Raw genomic sequence first — 20,214 nt, 5'->3', positions numbered from 1 at the left:
TTGCGACCCATAGTAATCACGGCGCTTGACAAGCGCGCCGCGCCACCACTGGCCTAGCGCACGGCAACGCGCGCCGTCACGGACAGCCCCGGCCGCAATTTGGCGAGCCACTGTTCCTGGCCGCCGTCGAGGGCGATCCGTACCGGCACCCGCTGCACGATCTTGGTGAAGTTGCCGGTGCCGGGTTCGAACGGCAGCAAAGAGAACTGGGCGCCGGTGCCGGGCGCAAAGCTCTCGACCGTGCCGCGCAAGGTCTGCCCGCGCAGGGCATCGACCTCGAGCTGCACGGCCTGGCCGGCAAGGATGCGCTCGCTCTGCGTTTCCTTGAAATAGGCCACCACGTACAGCCGTTCGAGCGGCACCAGCGTCATCAGTACCGAACCGGGCTGGACGACATCGCCGCGATGCACCTGCAAGGCGCCCACCGCGCCATCGACCGGCGCCGTGATCACCGCGTGATTCTGCTCCTGGCGCGCCAGCGCCAGCGCGGCGTCGGCGCGGGCCACGCCGGCCTGCGCCTGGGCCAGCGCCGCGCGCAGGCCGGCGCGGCGGGTGCGGGTGAGCGCCAGCTGGCGTTGCGTCACCGCCAGCTGCGCGGTGGTGCGGTCGGCGTCGGCGCGGGCATCCAGCGCGCCGGTGCGCGCCAGTTCCAGTTCGCGCTGGGCCACGGCGCCGGCCAGCGCCAGCCGCTCGTGGCGCGCCTGTTCGGCAGCGGTGCGCGCCACCCGCGCGCGCGCCGCCACGATGCCCGCCTGCACGGTGCCGATCTGCGCCTGCGCCAGGGCTTCCTCGGCATCGAGGCTGGCCAGCGCGGCATGCGCCGCCTGCACATTGGCGCGGGCGCCCAGCAGGTCGGCCTCGGCGGCGCGGGTGCGGGCTGCCAGGTCGTCGGGGTCGAGCCGCAGCAGCGCAGCGCCGGTGCGCACGCGCTGGTGGTCGCGTACCAGCACTTCCAGCACCCTGCCCTTGACCTGCGGCGCGATGCTGGTGTCGTCGGCGCGCAGATAGGCGTCGTCGGTCGATTCGTGGTTGCCGGCAGCGGCCAGCCAGGCCGCGCCGGCGCCGCCGAGCAGCAAGGCTGCCAGCAACGGTGTCAGCGCGCGGCGGCGCCGGGTGGTCGGAAGCGGGGATTCGGTAGCAGTCATGATTCAATCGCGTGAGGGGTGGAAGACGGCGGCGCCGGCCGGCACCAGGGCAACAGCAGCACGGTCGCCAGCAGCAGCCACGCCATCTGGCGGAACACATCGTCGAACGCCAGCACCAGCGCCTGCCGCTGCAGCTGGCGCTCGAACAGCGCCTGCGCGGCCAGCAGCGCCTGGGCGGCGTCGGTGGTATGGGCGGCCAGCGCCAGCCGCACGCCGTCGAGGGCCTGCCGCGCCTGGTCGCCGCGCGCGCCCAGCGCCTCGCCCAGCCGCAGCAGGTGCAGCCGGCCGTGATCCTGCAGCCACGTGTTGACCAGGGCGATGCCGAGCGCGCCGCCCAGGTTGCGCAGCAGGTTGAACAGGCCCGACGCCTCGTGCAGCGCCTCGTCGGCCAGGTCGGCCAGCGCCAGGTTGGCAGCCGGCACCACACACAACATGCCGGCCACGCCGCGCAGCACGTGGGGCCAGAACAGCTCCCTGAAGCCCCAGTCCGGGCCGATGAACGAAAACAGCCACAGGCTGGCGGTAAACAGCAGCACGCCGATCAGCATCACCAGGCGCGGGTCGCAGTGCTTGAGCAGGCGCATGGTCAGCGGTGCGCTGACCAGCATGCCCAGTCCGGTCACGCACACGGTGGTGCCGATATCGAGGCTGTTGAAGCCGCGCACCCGGCCCAGGAAGACCGGCACCAGATAGGTCGCCGCGAAGATCGCCGCGCTGGTGGCCAGCGCCAGCGTACTGGCCAGCACGAAGGTCGGGCGCCGGAACGGCGTCAGCCGCACCACCGGCGTGGCCGAATGCAGCGAACGCTCCACGAACAGCAGGAAGGCCACCAGCGCCACCCACGCCGCCACGGCAATCCCGGTATCGTGGAACCAGTCATGGCGCGGCCCCTCTTCGAGCACGTAATCGAGGCAGCTGAGGAACAGCGCCATGGCCAGCAGGTGCGACCAGTCCAGCGTGCGCAGCAGCGACGGCTGCGCCGTGTCGAAACGGATCAGCATTGCCGACAGCACGGTCACCGCGATGCCGGGCACGATGTTGATGTAGAAAATCCAGCGCCAGCCGATCAGCTCCGTGATCCAGCCGCCGATGGTGGGCCCGGTCACCGGCGCCAGCATGGTGACCACCCCCAGGATGGACGACGCCAGCGCGCGGTCACGGCCCGAGAACAGCAGATAGCCGGTGGCCCACACGGTGGGCACCATGGCGCCGCCGACGAAACCCTGGAACACCCGGAACGCGATCATGGCGTCGATATCCCACGCCAGTCCGCACAGGGCGCTGGCCAGCGTGAACAGCCCGGCCGATGCCGCGAACAGCCAGCGCGTGGACAAGGCCCTGGCCAGGAACCCGGCCAGCGGTATCATCACCAGTTCCGCCATCAGGTAGGCCGTTTGCACCCAGCTGATTTCGTCGGGCGCCGCCGACAGGCCGGCCTGGACGGCGTTGAGCGACGCTGCCACGATCTGGATGTCCACCAGCGCCATGAACTGGCCGAACGCCATCACCGCGAACAGGAACAGGCGGGCACCGCGCGTCATGCTGCAGCCGTCGGCGTGCCGGTGTTTGCCGCCGGTGCCCCGCCACGGCGCGCTGCAGCCAGGTCGAGCACCTGCTGCAGGCGCGCCACATCGCCGCCCCACGGCGACAGGATGCCGTGGATATGCCACTGCGCCGGCAGCTGCGCCATCCCGTGGCGAACCCAGTTGGCCAGCGTGGCCGACGGTCCGACATCGACCAGCACACAGGGCGCCTGCCGGTCCAGCGCCGCCAGCGCGGCCGGAAAATCGAACGGCTGGCGGATCACGTTCCACAGCGTGTCCGCGTGCGGATTGCCGGCGTAGCGCCGCATCCAGTGCCCGTGCATCGGCGCCATCAGGGCGCTGTGGAACGGCACCCGCACCGGCAGCCGGCTGAAGGCCACGCCACGCCCGCGCAACAGCGTTTCCAGATGCTCCAGGTCGTCGCGCCGGCCGCTCAGGACGGTGGCGCTGGCCATGCCCACGCCCGCAATCGAGGCCAGCCGCCGCACCTCGGGATCGCCCGCGCACCACGCGCGCGGCGCCATGGCCGCCAGCATGAAGCCCGGCGCCACGCAGGCCGACGCCCACTGCGCCTGGCGTGCCATCATGTCGAGCGCGATCTCGATGGTGATGCGTCCCGTGAACGCCAGCGCCGCGAATTCGCCGGCGCTCGACGCGATCACCCGGTCCGGATGCAGGCCCCGCTGCCGCAGCACGGTCGCCAGGCAATATTCGATCATCACCACCAGCGGGTGACTGAGGTGGATATCATCGAGCGGCGTGGCCGCTGTCAGCGACCCGTACAGGCGGGCCAGCAGCGACACGCCCTCGCGCCGGGCAAACTGCGCATCGAGGTGCATCATCAGGTTGCGAAAGGCCGGGTCGGCATCGAACAGCGCGCGCCCCATCTGGTAATGCTGCGAGCCCTGGCCGGGGAACAGAAAGACCAGTTCGGGGCAAGGCTCCGTGGAAGGGTATCTGGCGTTGATGGTCATGGATGTTGGAGAAAATCGACGATATGGGCGATCACGCCCGGTTCCTTGAGGATGCGAAAATGTCCGAGCCCGGTGGTGACGTGCAGCCGTGCATGCGGCAGGTGGCGCAGCGTGGCCTCGGTGCACGCCAGCGGAATGTGGCGGTCGTCCGCATCGTGCACGAACAGGCAGGCAGGGTTGCGCGTGGCGCCGTGGTGCGGCAGGCAATGGCGCATCGATTGCTGTGCAAACGGCAGGCCGCCGATGTCCTCGAACCAGCGCTGCAGCAGCGGCTCCACCGCATGCGGCAGCCACAGGTAGTCGGCAAAGGTGCGCAGCGTGGTGGCGATATCGGGATACGGCGCCAGGTAGACGCACTTGTCCACTGCCACATCGGCCTGGTACAGGGCCAGCATGGCGAGGTAGGCGCCGGCCGAGTGGCAGACCACGGCATGCAGCGGGAACGCCTGTTCGGGACGCTTCAACTGCGCCAGTACCTGGCGCAGGTGCGCAACCGAGCGCTGCGAAAACGCGCTGCCGGCCGGCGAGTTGCCGTGGTTGATGGCGTCGAACGCCACCGCGCGATAGCCGGCCTGCGCCAGCGCCGGCGCCAGTGCGCGGAAGCTGGCCGCACTGCCTTGCAGGCCGTGCACCAGCAGCACCGTGGGACCGGCGCCGAAGCTGTAGCCGGCCAGCACCGCATCGCCGCAATCGAAGTCGCGCCGCCGGGCGCCAGCGAGAAAATCCTGCTCGCGCGGCGACAGGCGCCGGCGCGGCGTGTGCGCCAGCAGCTGGCGGAACGCCGTGGCCGCCGCCGCCGGCGCCAGCCTGCCGGCCACCTGGAAGAACAGCCGCAACGGCGCCAGCACCAGCCATGGCAGCTTGACCACCATGGCATTCGGTCGTGTGCGGGCCGCCGTCATGACTCGGCCTCGCGCCGGATCAGGCGCAGGATTTCCTTGCGCACCAGGCCACTGAACGGCTTGATCAGCCACCAGTAGCCGAAGAACGCCAGGCGGCTGCGCGCACCGATGCACAAGACCCGCGTTTCGGTAGCGACTTCCACCCTGCCGGCGTCGAGCTGCCGGAAGCGGAACGCGAATCCCACTTTTTGCGAGGCGCCGGGCAGCGCGTCGCGGAACTGCGCGGCGTGATCGATGCGGCGGATGCGGTTGCCGTCGCCGCCGCGCCAGTAGGCCACCAGGAATTCGGCGGGCCGCCGCTGTGCCAGTTCGGTCCAGTGCATCGCCGAGCAAAACGCGCGCGCGCGCCAGCACCCGCGCGGCAGACCACGCAGCCGGAACAGCAGCACGATCGCGCGCGACTGCGAGAGGTCGACGTTGCGGGCGATGTCGTACACGCGCCCGATGTCGCCGCAGTGCACCACGGTGCGGTAGCGGTGGGCGAACGTGTAGCGCGGCAGGTAATAGTCGAGCAGGCCGGAAGGCGGGGCGGACATGGACGTACTCACAGGCGTTGCCAGCACAAGGCGGAGTTGACGCCGCCGAAGCCGATGCTGATCGTCAAGGCGTGGCGGATCTCGCACGCCTGCGCGCTCTCGCGCACGAAGCGCCATCCGTCCTGTACGGGATGGTCGAGGTTGCGGCACGGGTGCACGCGAGCGGCGCGCATCTGCAGCAGCGTGGCCACCACCTCCACCGCACCGGCGGCCGCCAGTCCGTGACCGGTCAGCGACTTGGTGGTGTTGATGCAGGCGTGCAGCAGGCCGCTCTCGCGCAGCGCCAGCAGCTCGGTGTCGTCGCCGATGGGCGAGCCGCTGGCGTGCGGATTGACATAGTCGATCTGCGCTGCAGTCAGCGCCGAGCGGCGCAGCGCGCGGCGGATGGCGGAGCATTCGCCGCCGAGCGAAGGATTGGGGTGGCGGTTACCGTCCATATTGAACGCGCCGCCGAGACAGCGCGCATACGGCTGCACGCCGCTGCGCCCGCAACCGGCTGCCCGGTCGAAACGTTCGACCACCACTGCGCCACAGGCTTCGCCGTACACGAAACCGGCGCGGTCGCGGTCGAAGGGCCGGCACGCTGCTGCCGGGCTTTCGGCCGCGCCGGACGACGCCATGGCGCCCATCGAACTGAGCGCCTGCAATTCCCAGTACGACAGGTCGGTCAGCGCACCGAGGGCGATGCAGACATCGGCCTGGCCCGAACGCACCGCTTCCACCGCCTGCAGCACCGCCACCTGGCCGCTGGCGGACGCCGCACCCAGCGTGTAGGCAAAGCCGCGGATGCCGAACGCCTCGGTGCACAGCCCGCACAGATCGCTGTCGAGAAACGTGTGGCCATAGGCCGGCGCGATGAACCACGGCTGGCCGGCCTGCGCGGCCTGCGCCAGCACCAGTTCGCGCTGCTGGACATTGCTGCCGCCGACGATCAGGCCGATGCGTTCGGGCCGGACCTGGTCCAGCCGCGCTTCGCGCCATGCCTCGTCCAGCACTGCCAGGGCCGCGCGGGCCGACAACGAGGCGGTCCGCAGCCCCTTGCGCGGCAGGGACGCCGGCAGCTGCAGGTCGGCGATTTCCGCGCCGATGAACGGCGGCTGCGTGTCGTCCGCGCCGTCGTGCGCGGCGCCGGCCGGCAGCTGCCGGCCGGGCCGGCGCAGCACGTCGAACGCGTGGCGCCCTGCGAACAGCGCTTGCTGGAACGCCTGCTTGCCCTGGCCGATGGCGGTTACCACGCCGAGACCGGTCACGACGGCGTCAGGCGACACGTTCGCTCCGTTCGGCCAGCAGCCGGGCCAGCAATTCGGCCAGCTCGCCGATGTTACGCGGCTGCGACAATGCCACCAGCGGCACGCGCAGGGCCAGCGTGGCGGTGGTCAGCATCAGGATTTCGGCGCGGTCGATGGAGTTCGCGCCGAGTTCGCGCAACGAGTCGGCAGCGCCCAGCGGCTTTGCGGCCAGATCGGGCAACACCTCGCGCGCATGCCCGGCAATAATATCGACAATCGCTTGCTGGTCCATGGATTTCCTTTTCATATGAATTAGGCTGAAATGACGGCCATTTCGGGCGAGGTGTAGGTCACTTCCCTGACCTTGATGATGCCGGCGATGCCGGCAGCCGCCTCCAGGTGGCCGATACTGGTCTTGACGCTGCCGATCGCGCACGAGCGGGCCGGCAGCGCCACGCCGTGCGCCTTGGCCTGGCTGGCATAGGCGCGGGTCAGCGCATGCATTTCGATCGGGTCGCCCTTGGGCGTGCCGGTGCCGTGCGCTTCGATGTACTGGATGGCGGCAGGCGACAGCCCGGCATCGCGCAGCGCCAGCTCCACGCAGCGCGCCTGGGCGAACGGATTGGGCGAGGTGACGGTGGCCACCTTGCCGCCGTGGTTGACGGCCACGCCCTTGACCAGGCCATAGACCTTGTCACCATCGTGCAGCGCCTGCTGCAGCGGCTTGAGCATGATCAGGCCCGCACCCTCGCCGCGCACATAGCCGTCCGCGCCTTCGTCGAACGAACGGCACACGCCGCGCGGCGACAGCATGCCAGCCTTTGAGAACGAGATGAAATGGGTGGGGTTGAGCAGCACGCTCACGCCGCCGACCAGCGCGCTCTTGCAGTCGCCGCGGCGCAGCGCATGCACGGCTTCGGCCAGCGCCACCAGCGAACTGGAACAGGCCGTGTCGAACGGAATGCTGGGGCCGCGCAGGTCAAACTCGTACGAAATGCGGTTGGGGATCAGCGTGGTGTGCACGCCGGTGGACATATGCGCTTCGATGGCAGCCGGCGCCCGCTCGACCTGCATCTTGTAATCGAAGTTGCATACGCCCAGGTACACGCCCATGTCGCTGCCGCGCAGACCGGAAGGAGCATAGCCGGCGTCCTCGAAACACGACCATGCCAGTTCCAACATGATGCGCTGCTGCGGGTCCATCAGCTCCGCTTCACGCGGCGAGATGCGGAACAGCGCGGCGTCGAACAGATCGACGCCGGCCATGAAACCGCCCCATTTGCTGACGGTCTTGTTCTCGTCCTCGCGCCTTGGAGAATAATACTGCTGCCAGCGCCAGCGGTCGGCCGGCACTTCGTCCACGCAGAAGCGGCCGTCGCGCTGCGCGCGCCAGAACGCCTCGTAATCGGGCGCGCCGGGCAGGCGGCACGCCATGCCGATGATGGCGATATCGTCGGGGGTATCGGTTAGCACAGACACGTTGGCTCCTTGTGCAGCGTCGGGTCAGACCGGCTGCAATTCATCGAGATCGAAATAGCCCTGGTAGCCGTCCAGGTACACGGCCGGGCGGTGCTGGAACAGCACCACCGCTTCGGTACGCGTGGCCAGGGTGGCCCCGGCCACCATGGCCGAACGCACGCGCGTACCGACCGGGTGCCGCAGGTTCCAGGCGCGCACGCGCTCCCCTGCAGTGGCGGGGCTGCCGATGGCCGGCACCGGACGCGCAGCGCTGCGGATTTTCTTGAGCAGATTGGTCAGCACTTCGCCATGGCCCAGCTCCACCATCTGCTGCCCCGGATCCTGCGCCAGCAGATAGGCCATCGATTCGTGCCAGCGCACCGTCCCCGTGATCTGGCGCGCCAGGTTGGCGGCCACCGCGCCCGGTTGATACGGTTGCGCGGTGACGTTGGCGATCACCGGAATTGCCGGCGCACGGAAATCGAAACTGGCCAGGAATGCCTCGAACTGCTGGCGGGCCGGCTCCATGTAGCGCGAATGGAAAGCGCCGCTGGTATTGAGCGGAACGACGTGGCCGTGGGCTTGCTCGGCCAGGGGCGCGAACGCAGCGACCTGGTCGCGCGCACCGGAAATCACGGTTTGCGACGGCGCGTTGAGGTTGGCGATGTCGATGGCGTCGAGGCCATGCTCGTGCAGGATGGCGGTGATCCGGTCCAGGTCCAGGTTCAGCACTGCGGCCATCGCGCCATCGGCAGCGGCGTGCATCAGCTCCGCGCGCCGGCGCACCAGCCGCAGCCCGGTCTCGAAACTGAACGCGTCGGCAGCCAGCAGGGCATTGAATTCGCCCAGGCTGTGGCCGGCCAGGGCATCGGGCTTGCCGTGGCTGGCCACGTAGTCGTACCACGCCAGGGCGCTGACCACGAAGATGGCGGGCTGCGTATACAGGGTCTGCTTGAGGCGCTGCTGCGGATCGTCGACGCACAGTTCGCGGATCGAGTAGCCGAGCACGTGGTCGGCCTGCGCGGTCAGTTCGGGAAAGCGGTCGAACAGCTGACGGCCCATGCCCTTCGCTTGCGAACCCTGGCCGGGAAATAAACAGGTTTTCATACGACCTCCCAAGGAAATTGGCCGGTGGCGGCGTACCGGGCCAGCTTGTCGTGCATGGCCGGATCGGAAAACAGTTCGGCATTGGCAGCGACGGCCTGCGCACGCGCGGCTTCCACAGCGCCATCGATGCCGGCCAGGTAGTGCTTGTAACGGCGAATGGCGTCGGGCGACAGCAACCGCAGGCGCAGCAGATGCTGGCGCAGCAGATTGCCGCTATTGGCGGTGCTGGCATCGGCCAGTCCCCAGGCCAGCGCCTGGTGCGAGGCAGCCGGCTGCGTCATGACGGTCATGGCATGCGCACGGGCCTTGCCCACACGGTCGATCAGGAACGGCAGCACGCAGGCGGGCATCAGGCCAAACAGCAATTCCGGCAAGGCGAACGTGGCGTCGTCCGCGCACAGCACCAGGTCGCAGGCGGCGACGAAGCCGACGCCGCCTGCGGTGACCTTGCCGCGGACGTGGGCAATGCTGATGAAGGGTCCGCGCTTGAGCTGCAGCCACACGCCGTACAAGGCATCGGCGCTGCGCGCTGCGGCACTGCGGTCGGGCCTCGATTTCGCGGCGTCCTGCAGGTCGGCGCCCATGCAGAACAGGTGCGGCAGTCCTTCCAGCACCACCAGTTTTGCCCATGCCGTGCAGTCGCGCAGCACTGCCCCGCATTCGGCCAGCATGGCGTCGTTGATGGCGTTTTCGGCGTCGGGGCGGTGCAGCTGCAGGTAGCACACCTCGCCCTCGCGGCGCACGATCACGCTCGTGTATGCCCGGTCTAGTTCGCCCATGCGTACTCCCGGTGGTAGTCGCGGATGCGGCGCAGGAACAGCGTGGCGCCCTGCCCGTCCGCGGGCGCCGGTATGTACCGGTCATCGAGCGTGGCGTTGCGGGTGCCGAAGCGCACCACGCCGCCGGCGGCCAGGATGGCGTCGTAGTCGGCCATCGGCAGCCGGTAGCGCTGTTCGAGCCGCCGGCCGATGTCCATGGCGCGCAGGCGCGCCTGCCCTTCCCTGGTAGCGACACCGCTGAAGAATTCCGAGCAGCAGCCGGACCCGTAGGAAAAACAGCCCACGCGTTGCGGCGTGTCGAACTGGCCGTTGGCGATGGTGCTGGCCAGCGACACCATGGCCGCCGCACCCATGGTGTTGCCCACCCGCTGGCAGTAATCGAGGCCCGGCGCCACGCGGCGCGTGAAGTCCAGCTCTATCTCGGCCGGACCGGCGGGCGCCAGCTTGCGCATCAGGCTGCGGTGCGCGCCCTTGACCATGCCGCCGAACGGGGTATGGAAGGCCAGGTAGCGAAACGAATTCGCATAGTCGGCCTCGGGCACGCGCTTGCGGTATTCGCGCCACGCATGCTCGCAGCAGTCGAGATAGGACAGCAGCGACAGGTCGGCGTCGCCGGCCTCGCTGTCGGCCGACGGGCGGCAGGTGTCCATCACCTCGTAGCCGTAGTAGCCGTTGGCGCCGACGTCGATGCGGAATACCTGCGGATCTTCGCCGACCAGCATGGCCACGGCGCCGGCGCCGCCACTCGGTTCGGCAAACGACCAGTCCTGGTCGTGCGTGTCGTCGTCCATCAGGAAACGGCTGATATCGGTGGCCACCACCAGTACCCGCGCGCCGGGCGAGGTCTGGGCCAGGATGAAGTTGACCGCCATCTGCAAGCCGGCCACGCCCGAATAACAGGCGTTTTTCAGCTCGAACAGGCGGCAGTTGCGGTTCAGTCCCAGCAACTGGTGCACATAGGTGCTGAGCGACTTGCCGAAGTCGAACGAGGACTCGGTGCAGGTGATGACCATCTCGATCCGGTCCCGCTCTTGCGGCGAAAGCGCATCGATCAGCGGCTTGGCTGCGTTGACGGCAAAGGTGACCGGATCTTCGTTCGGCAGCGCCACGGTTTTTTCCAGCATCAGCAGATTGTCGAAGCGGGCCAGGTCGAGCTGGCGATGCCGCGCCAGCGCCCGCACATCCACACAGGCGGTACCGGCGTAGACGTTCATCGCCTCTATTCCGACATGGTGCATGGTCATGTTCCTTGTTCGGCAGTGAGCGCGGTCAGACGCGCGAGCATCAGGGCGCCGGCATCGGTCATCAGCTGGCGGCCGATGCGGTCGACGTGACGGGCGCGCCAGTTCTCCAGCGCGGTGCCCTTGACATAGCGGTTGAAGGCGCCGAGCGCCGGGCCGGTGTGGATCTGGTAGTCGACGCGGTGGGCCGTGTCGCCGGTGATGGCCACCCGCATCGAGTGACCGAAGTACCAGCGGAACACCAGCGCCATCTTGTGCTTGGCGCTGGCCTCGGCCTTGGCGAGTTCGTCCTGGCGCCCGCACCCGGCCAGGAAATCGCGCGTCTCGCGCCAGACGTCGGTCAGCGGTTTGCGGAAGTATTTTTCTTCGAGCTGTGCGCGCACGGCGGGCGGCAACTCGTCGAGCGACTCGTACTGGTTGTAGAGCATGTACAGGCGGTTGGCGCGCGCCGGAAAAAATACGCCCTTGCGCAGCACCTGCACCTGCGCGCCCATCTCGAACATGTCGCCGGCCGGGGCATAGGCCGTGTCCTGGATGTCGATATCCTGCAGCAGGTCCTTGACCACGTCGTTGGTGCCTGCCTCCACCGTGCACTGGTTGATGGACCCGGTCAGCACGAAATCGGCGCCCATGATGAAGGCTGCCGCCACCGCCTCCGGCGTGCCGATGCCGCCGGCCAGCCCCACGCGCAGCGCTTGCGGGTCGCATCCGAGTTCGTGGCGCAGCCGCTGGATGGCCGACAGCAGCACCAGCGCCACGCCCTGGTCGGTGTGGCCGCCGGAATCGGCTTCCACGCAGATGTCGCTGGCCATGCTTACGCTGCGCGCCAGCTGCGCCTGCTGCTCGGTCACCAGTCCTTCCGCCAGCAGGCGGGCGACGAGGCGCTCGGGCGCCGGCTGCATGAATTCGCGCGCCACTTCGGGACGCGACAGCTTGGCCAGTATCTTGTTGCGGCAGATGACCGTGCCATCGGGCTGCTGCACCAGGCCTTGCAGCCGGAAGTGCACCAGCGCCGGCGTGACCTGCATGAAGGCCGATGCTTCGATGGCGCACACGCCCAGTTCCAGGTACAGCGCCACGGTGGCACGCTCCATGGCGTCGTCGGCGACCTGGGCGATCAGGTTCATTCCCCAGGCCTGGTGCGGCGCCAGCTGGCTGCGGATGGTGGCGACATCGGCGCGGATCTGGTCCAGACTCATGCCGCCCGTGCCCAGAAAACCGAGCATGCCGGCCCGCCCCATCGCCACCACCAGCTGCGGTGACGCGATGCCGCGGTACATGGCACCAGCCAGGTAGGCATAGCGCAAGCCGTAATCGCGGCGGAACCGGGCGCTGCCCAGGCGCATGGCGATGCGGTCGGCAAGGTAGGCGCTATCGGCGGGGTTGGCGGGGTTGGCCGGATCGTTCGGCACGGCGCGGCGCTGCGGCGCCAGCGTGGAGAGACCGGGCGGATCGTCGAGTGAAAAGGCTTCCATGGACAAGCTCCTGCACACGCGCGGAGGCCGGCGTGGGGGTAGGTTGGACGGGACGAGTGGATGCGCAGCGCTGGCGCGGACTCAGGGGATTACTGGGAGAGGTAAGACAAAGGGGTGTTACGTCGGAATGCTGCAGCGGGAGTACTACAGCGATAACACTACAACGGGAGTACTACCAAGGGATGACTACAGAGGGCCGTTCGCCAAGAAACGAGGTGAAGCCGACACTGCCAAGGGCCGTTGCGCCATCACTGCAGTGTGGCGGGAAACCATGCCGCAGGTTCCACGGCTCCGCCCTTTCGCAAGCTTGCGATAACGGCTATCGTATGCGGGCGACATCGCGGCGTCAAGAACCGATGGGGCCTTGTGTCAAAAAAACAAAATCCCATCGGCGGCATGCCTGGTGCCGGGTTATGGCACCCGACCGGACCTTATTGCGGCGGCTGACCGTTGGACGCCATCAGGCCGGCGTCGACCGGCAGGTTGACGCCGGTGATCAGGCGCGCGTCGTCGCTGGCCAGGAAGGCCATCACGGCAGCGACGCCATCGGGGCCTTCCGGTGCGCCCAGCGGCATGCGTTCGTTGAACTTGGCCACCAGCTCCGCATCCTCCTGCATGTCCTTGGTCATGCCGGTGTCGGTAAAGCTCGGATTGACCGCGTTGACGCGCACGCCGTCCTTGGCCGCATCGAGCGCCATCGCGCGCACCATATTGCTGACGGCGCCCTTCGAGGTGTTATAGGCGAACATCTGCCAGTCGCCGCTGAGGCCCGACACGGACGACGTCATGACGATGGCGCCGCGCGATTTCACCAGTTCGGGCATCGCCGCTTTGGCCATGTGGAAGTAGCCGCCCACGTTGACCGCCATCACGCGGTCGAAATCCTCGGCGCTGGTGTTCATGATGTCGCCTTCGCTGCCGATGCCCGCGTTGTTGATCAGGACGTCGAGCTTGCCGAAGCGCTCGACCGCTGCTTTTACTACCGCGTCTGCGGTGGCGCGGTCGGCGGTGTCGCCGGCGTGGACCAGCACGCGGTCCTGCGGGAATTGGTCGGCAGCGGTTTTCAGGCCGCTCTCGTTAATGTCGAGCATGACGACACTGGCGCCCTCCTCGATGAAGCGACGTACGGCAGCGAGACCCATGCCGGAAGCGGCACCGGTAATGAGCACAGTCTTGTCTTTGAAGCGGTTCATCTGTTTCCTTCCGAAGTGAGAATATGCGGGTGATGCATAGTGTGCCGCAGCGCTGCCGGACACTTTGTGCGCCACACCACAATGCTCGCTTCACTTCTGCCAGTCTAGATCGGCGCCAGCTCCGCGCAGGTGGCTGCACCGGACAACACCACGCGGTTGCGGCCCGCGTTCTTGGCCAGGTACAGCGCTGCGTCGGCTGCGGCCAGCAGCTGGTGGGCCTCGGCGCCGTCATCGGGAAACGCCGCTACGCCGGCAGAAAGGGTCACGCCGGGCGGGCCGCCGCTGGCCGTATGGTCCATGCCGGCGAATTCGATGCGCCAGTCGTTGACGCGCCGGACGGCCGCTTCGGCGCTGCTCGCGCCCATCAGGATCACGAATTCTTCGCCGCCGAACCGGCAGGCCGAATCGGCCGCGCGCGAGCGGTAGGCGAGCAGTCCACCCAGCGCCTTGAGCACCGCGTCGCCGGCGGCGTGGCCATAGGTGTCGTTGATCGCCTTGAAGTGATCGATGTCGATCATCACGACGGTGAAATGCTCGCCCGACCGCGCGGCCTGGCTCACATGCTTTTCCAGCATTTCGTCCAGAAAGCGGCGGTTGAAAAGATTGGTCAGCGGGTCGCGCACGACCTGCTCCTGCAGCTGCCGGCGCATGGCCTCGATCTCCACCAGCTGGTCGCGCAGGCGGCTGTTGGCGTGTTCCAGCGCCAGCGCATTGATTTTCAGGTCGGAGATGTCGCGCACCAGCAGCACATGGCCGAACGGCACGCCGTCGTCGTGCCGGATCGCGAAAATGCGCATTTCCAGGTATCGCCCGTGCGCCAGCTGCAGCTCGAAGCGCGCCGCACCCTCTGCGATGGCTTGCCAGTCGAGCGTGAGCTCGGGCAGCTGCGCATCGAGCGGTTCACCCATGGTGACGTGGTCGGTCCGGGCCAGCAAGGTGGTGACCGCCGGATTGATGTCGACGATGCGGCGCCGCTCGTCCACCACGACATAGCCATCGGGCACCGCAGCCGCCACCTTTTCGCGCGCCACGGTGATCAGGTCCATCAAGCCGCGCCGGAACAAGGCCAGCGACATCAGCGCACCGGTGGAGGCAATGCCCAGCGGCGTCAGGTCCACATTAAACGGCAATAACCGGAAGACGAAGGTGAAGTTGCAGATCAAGGGAAGCAGGATCGCGATCAGGATGTAGGCCGTCTGGCGCCGCAGTAACTGGGTGCTGCGCAAATAAAAGCCGTGCAGGGTGACCATGGCCTTGCCGATCAGCGCATACGAATACATCGCGTGCACCCAGTACACGGGCCCACCGTAAAAGTCGCCGTCTTCGACGCGGCCGCGCCAGTCGCCGAAGAAATAGTCGTGCAATGCCGGATCGGCCACGCAGGTGAGCACGACCACCGGCTCGATCGCCAGCAGCGCCAGATGCCGCCGCTTCAACCTTGTCATCGTTCCGGAAAACGTCAGCGCGAACACCAGCGTGGCAGGCGGCACCAGCACCACGCCGGGGAAGATCAGGCGCGCGCGCAGGAACATCTCCTCGGCTGCAGACAGGTCGGAAAAAGGAATGACAGAGCTGATCAGCCACCAGGCCGAACTGACGAGTATCAGCGTCAGCGCGGGCGCTCCCGAGGCCGCGCGGCGCTGCCAGGAAGTATGCGCCAGCAGCAGCATGGCAAACGCACTGCATGCCAGCAGAAATTTGTAGGCGACCATCTGGCTTCCGGAGTGAATAAGGGGTAACGGGAGTAACCGGTGTCGCGACAGCAGGTCCAATCGGCTCCGTTGCACCCGGCGCGGCCGGCGACCGGTGCGTGTCGCCACTGTAGCACGGCAACTCCCGCACGCAACACCAACCACCCTAAAGTGTTGCCCGGATGCACGTCGGAGGCGTGCAAGGGTGCGCCGGCATCGCGCGCTGTTTTCCCCAGCCCCGCGCTGCATGGCGTCGTCTGAAGTGTAAGTGAAGGCTGGTGCTCCGGGCCGGAATCGAACCGGCACGCCTTGCGGCGGCAGATTTTAAGTCTGCAGTGTCTACCAATTTCACCACCGGAGCACGGCAGCGCGACATTATGACACAAGCGGTGCGCGCCTGCGATATCAACATTGCGGAAAGATCACCACCTGCTCAACCGCGCCGCACGTCGCGCACGACTTCCGCCGCGTCATGCACCAGTTCACCGAGATCCTTGCCGCGCCGGCGCTCCAGCCATAACACCATCGCGCCCAGCGTCCACCACGCTGGCAAGCCTGCCAGCACCATCACCGGGCAAGCCACCGCCACCACGCCCAGCATGGCCGGGGCGCCGTACAACACGGCCAATACCCGGGCCGATTCGAACAACGTTGGCCACCAGCTGTGAAGTGCGACCAATAGCAAGGGGCCCAGCAAGGCGGCGGTGCAGATCGAACAGGCGAAGCGCACCAGTGCCTCGCGACGCGTACGTGGCCACATGAACAGGAACGTGAGCGCGGTGGCAGCTGCGCCAGCTGCCACAGGCACTGTGAGGATCTGGGCCAACGCGCCGGCGCTGAACGGGGTGATGTCGGGAACGGGCATGATGGCTCTCTCTTGAAGGCGGTGAAAAATCTCCGGGTAACAATTGAATAATAGCACCGCTATTATATAAATCAATAGCAAAGCTCGTTATTTATGTTAGTCCATGCTAAAATTCGCTTATGAAACCTACCGCGAAATCACTGGAACCCTGGCAGCTCGACGACGCTGCGCGCCTCAAGCGGCTGCTGGCCGGGCGCAAGCCGAAGATCTCCCAGGCGGAATTCGGCATGCAGTTCGATATCGGCTCGCAAGGGATGGTCTGGCAGTACCTGGCAGGCCGGCGTCCGCTCAACATCAAGGCCGCGACCGCGTTCGCACGGGGCCTGGCCGTTCCTGTCGATGCGTTCAGTCCCACCATTGCCGCGCAGATTGCCGAGGCCTCGCGTTCGGTCGCCGGCATGGAAATGCCGGAAGCGCAGACGGTCACCGACGACGACGACCTGGCGCCGCCGACGGTGCCGATCGAGCTGGTGTCGCTGCATCTGCAGGCAGGCATCGACGGCATCGAAACCGTGCCGCTGTACGAGGAAAATGGCCAGCACCATGTGCCGCGCCAGTGGCTCCAGGAAAACGCGCTGTCGCCGCGCGCCCTGCTGGCCATCAAGATCAAGGGCGAAAGCATGCAGCCCATGATGTACGAAGGCGATATCGCGGTCATCAACACGGTGGACAAGACGCGCAAGGCCGGCGGCGTGTTTGCCATGAACTACAACGGTCAGGCCGTCATCAAGCGGCTGGTCTATCAGCGCCGCGAGTGGTTTCTGGCGTCCGAAAATCCGGCCTTCCGTCCCGAGCCATGCAAAGGTGCGGACTGCTTCGTGATCGGCCGCATCGTACGCTTCGACGCGCGTAACTTCAAGGACCGGCTGTGAGCGATACGACCGAACTGACCGCCGCCATCCTCACCATCGGCCGGCTGACGCTGGCCGTGGTACTGGTGCCCGCCGACAGCACCTACCCGGAACCTGGCGCACGCCTGGTGGCCGAGGCGCAGCGCGTGTTCCCTACCCTGCCGATCATGCTGGTGTCGCCGCGCGAGGGCGGCTTTTCGCGCAGTTACGCGCAGTTCGATACGACCAACCTGGTCGGCGCCATCGACACCGACCGCATCGCATGGCGCCGCTACAGCGCCGTGGCGGATACCAGGCCGGCGCCTTTTTGAGATCCGCAGGTCCGGTCGCCTGCTAATGGTGATGGTGTCCGTCGCCGTCGCGCCGGATGTCGAGCGCATCGGCCGCCGGCCGCCCTGCCGCGCGCTCGGGCGCGCCCGGCGCCCGTGGCGCTGGAGGCGTCTCTCCGGTCCACTCGTAGGCAACCGTGCCTTGCGGATGACGGTACCAGCCGGGATCCCGATAGTCGTTGCGCGCCAGGCCTTCGCGGACCTTGACGGTAGTGAACATGCCGCCCATTTCCAGGTTGCCGAACGGGCCGTCGCCGCTCATCATCGGCAGCGTGTTTTCCGGCAGCGGCATCTTCATGCTGCCCATCGAACCGCCCTTGTCGCCCATGACCATGTAGCCGGGCACCAGCCGGTTGATCTTTTCGGCCACGCCCCGGTGATCGACGCCGATCATGTTCGGCACATCGTGTCCCATGGCGTTCATCGTGTGGTGCGACTTGTGACAGTGGAAGGCCCAGTCGCCGGGCGCATCGGCGACGAATTCGATGGCGCGCATCTGGCCTACGGCGATGTCGGTCGTCACCTCGGGCCAGCGTGCCGACGGTGCCACCCAGCCGCCATCGGTGCCGGTCACTTCGAACCGGTGGCCATGCAGGTGGATCGGGTGATTTGTCATGGTGAGGTTACCGACGCGCACCCGTACGCGGTCGTCCTTGCGCACGACCATCGGATCGATACCGGGAAACGCGCGGCTGTTGAAGGTCCATAAATTAAAGTCGAGCATGGTGTTGACCTTGGGCGTGTAGCTGCCCGGCGCGATGTCGTAGGCGCCGATCAGGAACACGAAGTCGCGGTCCACCGCGTGTTGACGGGGATTCTTCGGATGCGTGATCCAGAAGCCCATCATCCCCATCGCCATCTGCGCCATTTCGTCGGCGTGCGGGTGATACATGAACGTGCCGGCATGGCGCGCTACGAATTCATAGACGAAGGTCTTGCCGGGCTTGATGCCCGGCTGGGTCAGGCCGGTCACGCCATCCATGCCGTTCGGCAGCAGCTGGCCGTGCCAGTGCACGCTGGTGTGCTCGGGCAGCTTGTTGGTGACGAAGATGCGCACGCGGTCGCCCTCCACCACCTCGATGGTCGGGCCGGGACTCTGGCCGTTGTATCCCCACAGGTTGGCCGTCATGCCGGGCGCGATTTCGCGCACCACCGGCTCGGCCACCAGGTGGAACTCCTTGACGCCGTCCTTCATCCGCCACGGCAGCGTCCAGCCGTTGAGCGTGACCACCGGGTTATAGGGACGCCCATTGGGGGGCGCCAACGGCGGCGCGGTGGCGGCAGACGGTTGCACCGGCGCTTCGGGCAGCGACGCCGCACCGGCCTTGCTGACCATGCCGGCGCCGATCAAAGCGGCGCCGCTCAGGAACGATCTGCGGTTGGTCATGGTTGTTCTCCTTGCGTCGATGGATTTGTAGCGGGCGCGGGCAGGCCGGCTTGGCCGCCGAGGGCAGCGTCCAGATTGGCCTGGGCGGTCCAGAAGTCCTGCTGGGCCGCGATGTAGCCGCGCACGGCGCCGGCCTGCTCGCGGGCGTCGGCCAGCAGCTCGAACACGCTGAGCAGCATGCCGTTATAGCGCAGCAGCGTTTCATCGGCCAGTTTTTTACGTGTCGGCAGCACCTGGTCGCGGTAGTGGCGCGCCAGCTCGTAGGCGGCAAGATAGTCGGCATGGCTTTCGCGCGCTTCGCTGCGGGCATGCACTACCGCCTGCGCCAGCCGATTGACCGCCTGCATATACGTTGCTTCTGCGCGTGCCACGCGGGCGCCGCCCCAGTCGAACAGCGGAATCTCGAGCGACAACTCATAGCCGCGGGTATTGGTGGCGCCTGCGCTGTTGGCCACCAGGCCGAGGTCCACCACATTGATGAAGCGCGTGGTATTGGTCAGCCCCAGCGAACTGGCGGTATGGGCCACGTCGAGCCTGGCGGCTTCGATATCGAGCCGCTGGTCGATTGCCAGCTGTTCGACCTGCGCCAGCCGGGCCGGCGCCGCCGGCAGATCCGGCAGTTGCGCCGGCAGCCGGTACGCCGCTTGCGCGCCTGCGAGTCCCATCAGGCGGGCCAGTTTTTCGCGCGCGTTGACGGTGGCCTTGCGCGCCGCAGTGACGTCGGCAACGGTCTGCGCGTGATAAGCCTGTTCGCGCGCGACGTCCATTGCGCTCCAGTTGCCAGCGTCGCGCATGCGCTGCGCCAGTTCGGCACTGGCCTCGGCCGATGCCTGCACCTGCTGCGCATAGTCGGCGCTCTGGCCGGCGGCGACCGCCGCCACCCAGGCGCGGCGCGTCTCGGCGGCCAACCGCACCGCTTCGTTGGCGACCAGCAGCCGGCTTTGCTCGTAGCGGCCTGCCTCGATGCGGCCGGCCAGCGGCGTCGTGATCAGGCCGAGCAGGTTGAACGTCAGCGTGCGTTCGATCTCGATCGCACCGCCACCGTGGCTGCGCTTGAAATCCAGCACCGGGTTCTGCAGGCGGCTGGCCTGCACCAGGTCAGCTTCGGCAATGCCAAGCGACCAGTAGGTCGCCTGCAGGTCGCGGTTGTTGAGCAGCGCGACCTGCACCGCGTCGTCGGCGCTCAGGGGCTGTGCCAGTTTGGCGGCGACGACGGTGGCCAGCGCGCGCGCATCGTCCTCGTTGCGCGGCAGGCGGCCGGCCACGCTGGCCGGTGCGCCGGTGCGCTGTGTGCTGAGCGCAGCAGCGGCGTGGAAGCCGCCATCGCCGGACAGCGATGTGCAGCCCGACAGCAGCAGCACTGCGGCCATCACGACCGGCACGGCAGCTGGCACAGCGACGCCAGGTTTATGCAGACAGATCATGTCTTACACCTCGGTAGTAATTTTATAGACGGTATTGGTAGTCTGCGCATGCGCGTCCCTGATGGGACGGCAATGGCAAGGCCA

Annotated in this window: 19 protein-coding genes and 1 tRNA gene; 2 read left to right on the top strand and 18 right to left on the bottom strand. The window is 67.5% G+C overall.

All coding sequences use genetic code 11. The features are described from left to right. Positions 1–53: 53 nt before the first annotated feature. The 16 genes from ASF61_RS09855 to ASF61_RS09780 form a co-directional block, all read right to left on the bottom strand. Positions 54–1,145, bottom strand: a complete 1,092-nt coding sequence (locus tag ASF61_RS09855) for an HlyD family secretion protein (RefSeq protein ID WP_056154647.1) — start codon at positions 1,143–1,145, stop codon at positions 54–56. Continuing rightward, complete coding sequence (locus tag ASF61_RS09850) at positions 1,142–2,686, bottom strand: DHA2 family efflux MFS transporter permease subunit (RefSeq protein WP_056154644.1); 1,545 nt, start codon at positions 2,684–2,686, stop codon at positions 1,142–1,144. The genes ASF61_RS09855 and ASF61_RS09850 overlap by 4 nt, the downstream gene beginning before the upstream one ends. Next, positions 2,683–3,663 carry an acyltransferase domain-containing protein gene (locus ASF61_RS09845; protein ID WP_056154641.1) on the bottom strand — a complete coding sequence of 327 codons (981 nt, stop codon included), beginning with the start codon at positions 3,661–3,663 and terminating at the stop codon, positions 2,683–2,685. Before ASF61_RS09845 ends, ASF61_RS09850 begins: the two co-directional genes overlap by 4 nt. Continuing rightward, positions 3,660–4,565, bottom strand: coding sequence for an alpha/beta fold hydrolase (locus tag ASF61_RS09840; protein ID WP_056154636.1), 906 nt, complete (start codon positions 4,563–4,565; stop codon positions 3,660–3,662). Before ASF61_RS09840 ends, ASF61_RS09845 begins: the two co-directional genes overlap by 4 nt. After that, positions 4,562–5,101: a hypothetical protein gene (locus tag ASF61_RS09835; protein WP_056154633.1), complete on the bottom strand. Its 540-nt coding sequence runs from the start codon at positions 5,099–5,101 to the stop codon at positions 4,562–4,564. The genes ASF61_RS09840 and ASF61_RS09835 overlap by 4 nt, the downstream gene beginning before the upstream one ends. An 8-nt stretch (positions 5,102–5,109) precedes the next feature. Then, positions 5,110–6,369, bottom strand: coding sequence for a beta-ketoacyl synthase N-terminal-like domain-containing protein (locus ASF61_RS09830; RefSeq protein WP_056154629.1), 1,260 nt, complete (start codon positions 6,367–6,369; stop codon positions 5,110–5,112). Beyond that, positions 6,359–6,622 carry an acyl carrier protein gene (locus ASF61_RS09825; RefSeq protein ID WP_056154626.1) on the bottom strand — a complete coding sequence of 88 codons (264 nt, stop codon included), beginning with the start codon at positions 6,620–6,622 and terminating at the stop codon, positions 6,359–6,361. Before ASF61_RS09825 ends, ASF61_RS09830 begins: the two co-directional genes overlap by 11 nt. Positions 6,623–6,642: 20 nt before the next feature. Continuing rightward, positions 6,643–7,809, bottom strand: a complete 1,167-nt coding sequence (locus tag ASF61_RS09820; protein ID WP_156369513.1) for a polyketide synthase — start codon at positions 7,807–7,809, stop codon at positions 6,643–6,645. A 24-nt stretch (positions 7,810–7,833) separates the two neighbouring features. Further along, entirely contained in the window at positions 7,834–8,895 is a 1,062-nt protein-coding gene (fabD, locus tag ASF61_RS09815; protein WP_056154620.1) for an ACP S-malonyltransferase, read from the bottom strand. After that, positions 8,892–9,674 carry an enoyl-CoA hydratase/isomerase gene (locus ASF61_RS09810; protein ID WP_056154617.1) on the bottom strand — a complete coding sequence of 261 codons (783 nt, stop codon included), beginning with the start codon at positions 9,672–9,674 and terminating at the stop codon, positions 8,892–8,894. The genes fabD and ASF61_RS09810 overlap by 4 nt, the downstream gene beginning before the upstream one ends. Next, a complete protein-coding gene (locus ASF61_RS09805; RefSeq protein WP_056154613.1) occupies positions 9,662–10,912 on the bottom strand; it encodes a hydroxymethylglutaryl-CoA synthase family protein in 1,251 nt (416 codons plus the stop codon). Before ASF61_RS09805 ends, ASF61_RS09810 begins: the two co-directional genes overlap by 13 nt. A 2-nt stretch (positions 10,913–10,914) precedes the next feature. Next, complete coding sequence (locus ASF61_RS09800) at positions 10,915–12,390, bottom strand: PfaD family polyunsaturated fatty acid/polyketide biosynthesis protein (protein ID WP_082491416.1); 1,476 nt, start codon at positions 12,388–12,390, stop codon at positions 10,915–10,917. Between the two features lie 431 nt (positions 12,391–12,821). Next, complete coding sequence (locus ASF61_RS09795; RefSeq protein WP_056154610.1) at positions 12,822–13,583, bottom strand: SDR family NAD(P)-dependent oxidoreductase; 762 nt, start codon at positions 13,581–13,583, stop codon at positions 12,822–12,824. A 104-nt stretch (positions 13,584–13,687) separates the two neighbouring features. Further along, the gene (locus tag ASF61_RS09790) at positions 13,688–15,295 is read right to left on the bottom strand and encodes a diguanylate cyclase (protein WP_056154606.1); all 1,608 of its coding nucleotides are present in this window, start codon (positions 15,293–15,295) and stop codon (positions 13,688–13,690) included. A 255-nt stretch (positions 15,296–15,550) separates the two neighbouring features. Then, positions 15,551–15,635: transfer RNA gene (locus tag ASF61_RS09785), tRNA-Leu, on the bottom strand. A gap of 72 nt (positions 15,636–15,707) precedes the next feature. Further along, positions 15,708–16,139, bottom strand: coding sequence for a hypothetical protein (locus ASF61_RS09780; protein ID WP_056155440.1), 432 nt, complete (start codon positions 16,137–16,139; stop codon positions 15,708–15,710). Positions 16,140–16,258: 119 nt separating this feature from the next. Here ASF61_RS09780 and ASF61_RS09775 point away from each other — a divergent pair, with 119 nt between their 5' ends. Beyond that, complete coding sequence (locus tag ASF61_RS09775; RefSeq protein ID WP_056154603.1) at positions 16,259–17,011, top strand: LexA family transcriptional regulator; 753 nt, start codon at positions 16,259–16,261, stop codon at positions 17,009–17,011. Beyond that, positions 17,008–17,301 (top strand): hypothetical protein, encoded by a 294-nt coding sequence (locus ASF61_RS09770; protein ID WP_056154600.1) that lies wholly within the window; start codon positions 17,008–17,010, stop codon positions 17,299–17,301. Before ASF61_RS09775 ends, ASF61_RS09770 begins: the two co-directional genes overlap by 4 nt. 22 nt (positions 17,302–17,323) lie before the next feature. Here the strand turns inward: ASF61_RS09770 and ASF61_RS09765 are convergent, their stop codons facing one another. Together ASF61_RS09765 and ASF61_RS09760 are read right to left on the bottom strand one after the other, a co-directional pair. Then, positions 17,324–18,706 carry a multicopper oxidase family protein gene (locus ASF61_RS09765; RefSeq protein ID WP_056154595.1) on the bottom strand — a complete coding sequence of 461 codons (1,383 nt, stop codon included), beginning with the start codon at positions 18,704–18,706 and terminating at the stop codon, positions 17,324–17,326. Next, a complete protein-coding gene (locus ASF61_RS09760; protein ID WP_229205779.1) occupies positions 18,703–20,130 on the bottom strand; it encodes a TolC family protein in 1,428 nt (475 codons plus the stop codon). Before ASF61_RS09760 ends, ASF61_RS09765 begins: the two co-directional genes overlap by 4 nt. Between the last annotated feature and the right edge of the window lie 84 nt (positions 20,131–20,214).

It is taken from the genome of Duganella sp. Leaf126, assembly GCF_001423125.1.
GTDB lineage: Bacteria > Pseudomonadota > Gammaproteobacteria > Burkholderiales > Burkholderiaceae_D > Rugamonas.
This window is presented reverse-complemented; position numbering and strand designations above follow the sequence as displayed.

What these genes read in the sequence shown, in the direction of transcription:
- ASF61_RS09825 (WP_056154626.1), bottom strand. Translation starts at nt 6,622, where the DNA reads ATGGACCAGCAAGCGATTGTCGATATTATTGCCGGGCATGCGCGCGAG.
- ASF61_RS09775 (WP_056154603.1), top strand. Translation starts at nt 16,259, where the DNA reads ATGAAACCTACCGCGAAATCACTGGAACCCTGGCAGCTCGACGACGCT.
- ASF61_RS09855 (WP_056154647.1), bottom strand. Translation starts at nt 1,145, where the DNA reads ATGACTGCTACCGAATCCCCGCTTCCGACCACCCGGCGCCGCCGCGCG.
- ASF61_RS09810 (WP_056154617.1), bottom strand. Translation starts at nt 9,674, where the DNA reads ATGGGCGAACTAGACCGGGCATACACGAGCGTGATCGTGCGCCGCGAG.
- ASF61_RS09805 (WP_056154613.1), bottom strand. Translation starts at nt 10,912, where the DNA reads ATGCACCATGTCGGAATAGAGGCGATGAACGTCTACGCCGGTACCGCC.
- ASF61_RS09795 (WP_056154610.1), bottom strand. Translation starts at nt 13,583, where the DNA reads ATGAACCGCTTCAAAGACAAGACTGTGCTCATTACCGGTGCCGCTTCC.
- ASF61_RS09780 (WP_056155440.1), bottom strand. Translation starts at nt 16,139, where the DNA reads ATGCCCGTTCCCGACATCACCCCGTTCAGCGCCGGCGCGTTGGCCCAG.
- ASF61_RS09765 (WP_056154595.1), bottom strand. Translation starts at nt 18,706, where the DNA reads ATGACCAACCGCAGATCGTTCCTGAGCGGCGCCGCTTTGATCGGCGCC.
- ASF61_RS09790 (WP_056154606.1), bottom strand. Translation starts at nt 15,295, where the DNA reads ATGGTCGCCTACAAATTTCTGCTGGCATGCAGTGCGTTTGCCATGCTG.
- ASF61_RS09835 (WP_056154633.1), bottom strand. Translation starts at nt 5,101, where the DNA reads ATGTCCGCCCCGCCTTCCGGCCTGCTCGACTATTACCTGCCGCGCTAC.
- ASF61_RS09845 (WP_056154641.1), bottom strand. Translation starts at nt 3,663, where the DNA reads ATGACCATCAACGCCAGATACCCTTCCACGGAGCCTTGCCCCGAACTG.
- ASF61_RS09800 (WP_082491416.1), bottom strand. Translation starts at nt 12,390, where the DNA reads ATGGAAGCCTTTTCACTCGACGATCCGCCCGGTCTCTCCACGCTGGCG.
- ASF61_RS09850 (WP_056154644.1), bottom strand. Translation starts at nt 2,686, where the DNA reads ATGACGCGCGGTGCCCGCCTGTTCCTGTTCGCGGTGATGGCGTTCGGC.
- ASF61_RS09840 (WP_056154636.1), bottom strand. Translation starts at nt 4,565, where the DNA reads ATGACGGCGGCCCGCACACGACCGAATGCCATGGTGGTCAAGCTGCCA.
- ASF61_RS09760 (WP_229205779.1), bottom strand. Translation starts at nt 20,130, where the DNA reads ATGATCTGTCTGCATAAACCTGGCGTCGCTGTGCCAGCTGCCGTGCCG.
- fabD (WP_056154620.1), bottom strand. Translation starts at nt 8,895, where the DNA reads ATGAAAACCTGTTTATTTCCCGGCCAGGGTTCGCAAGCGAAGGGCATG.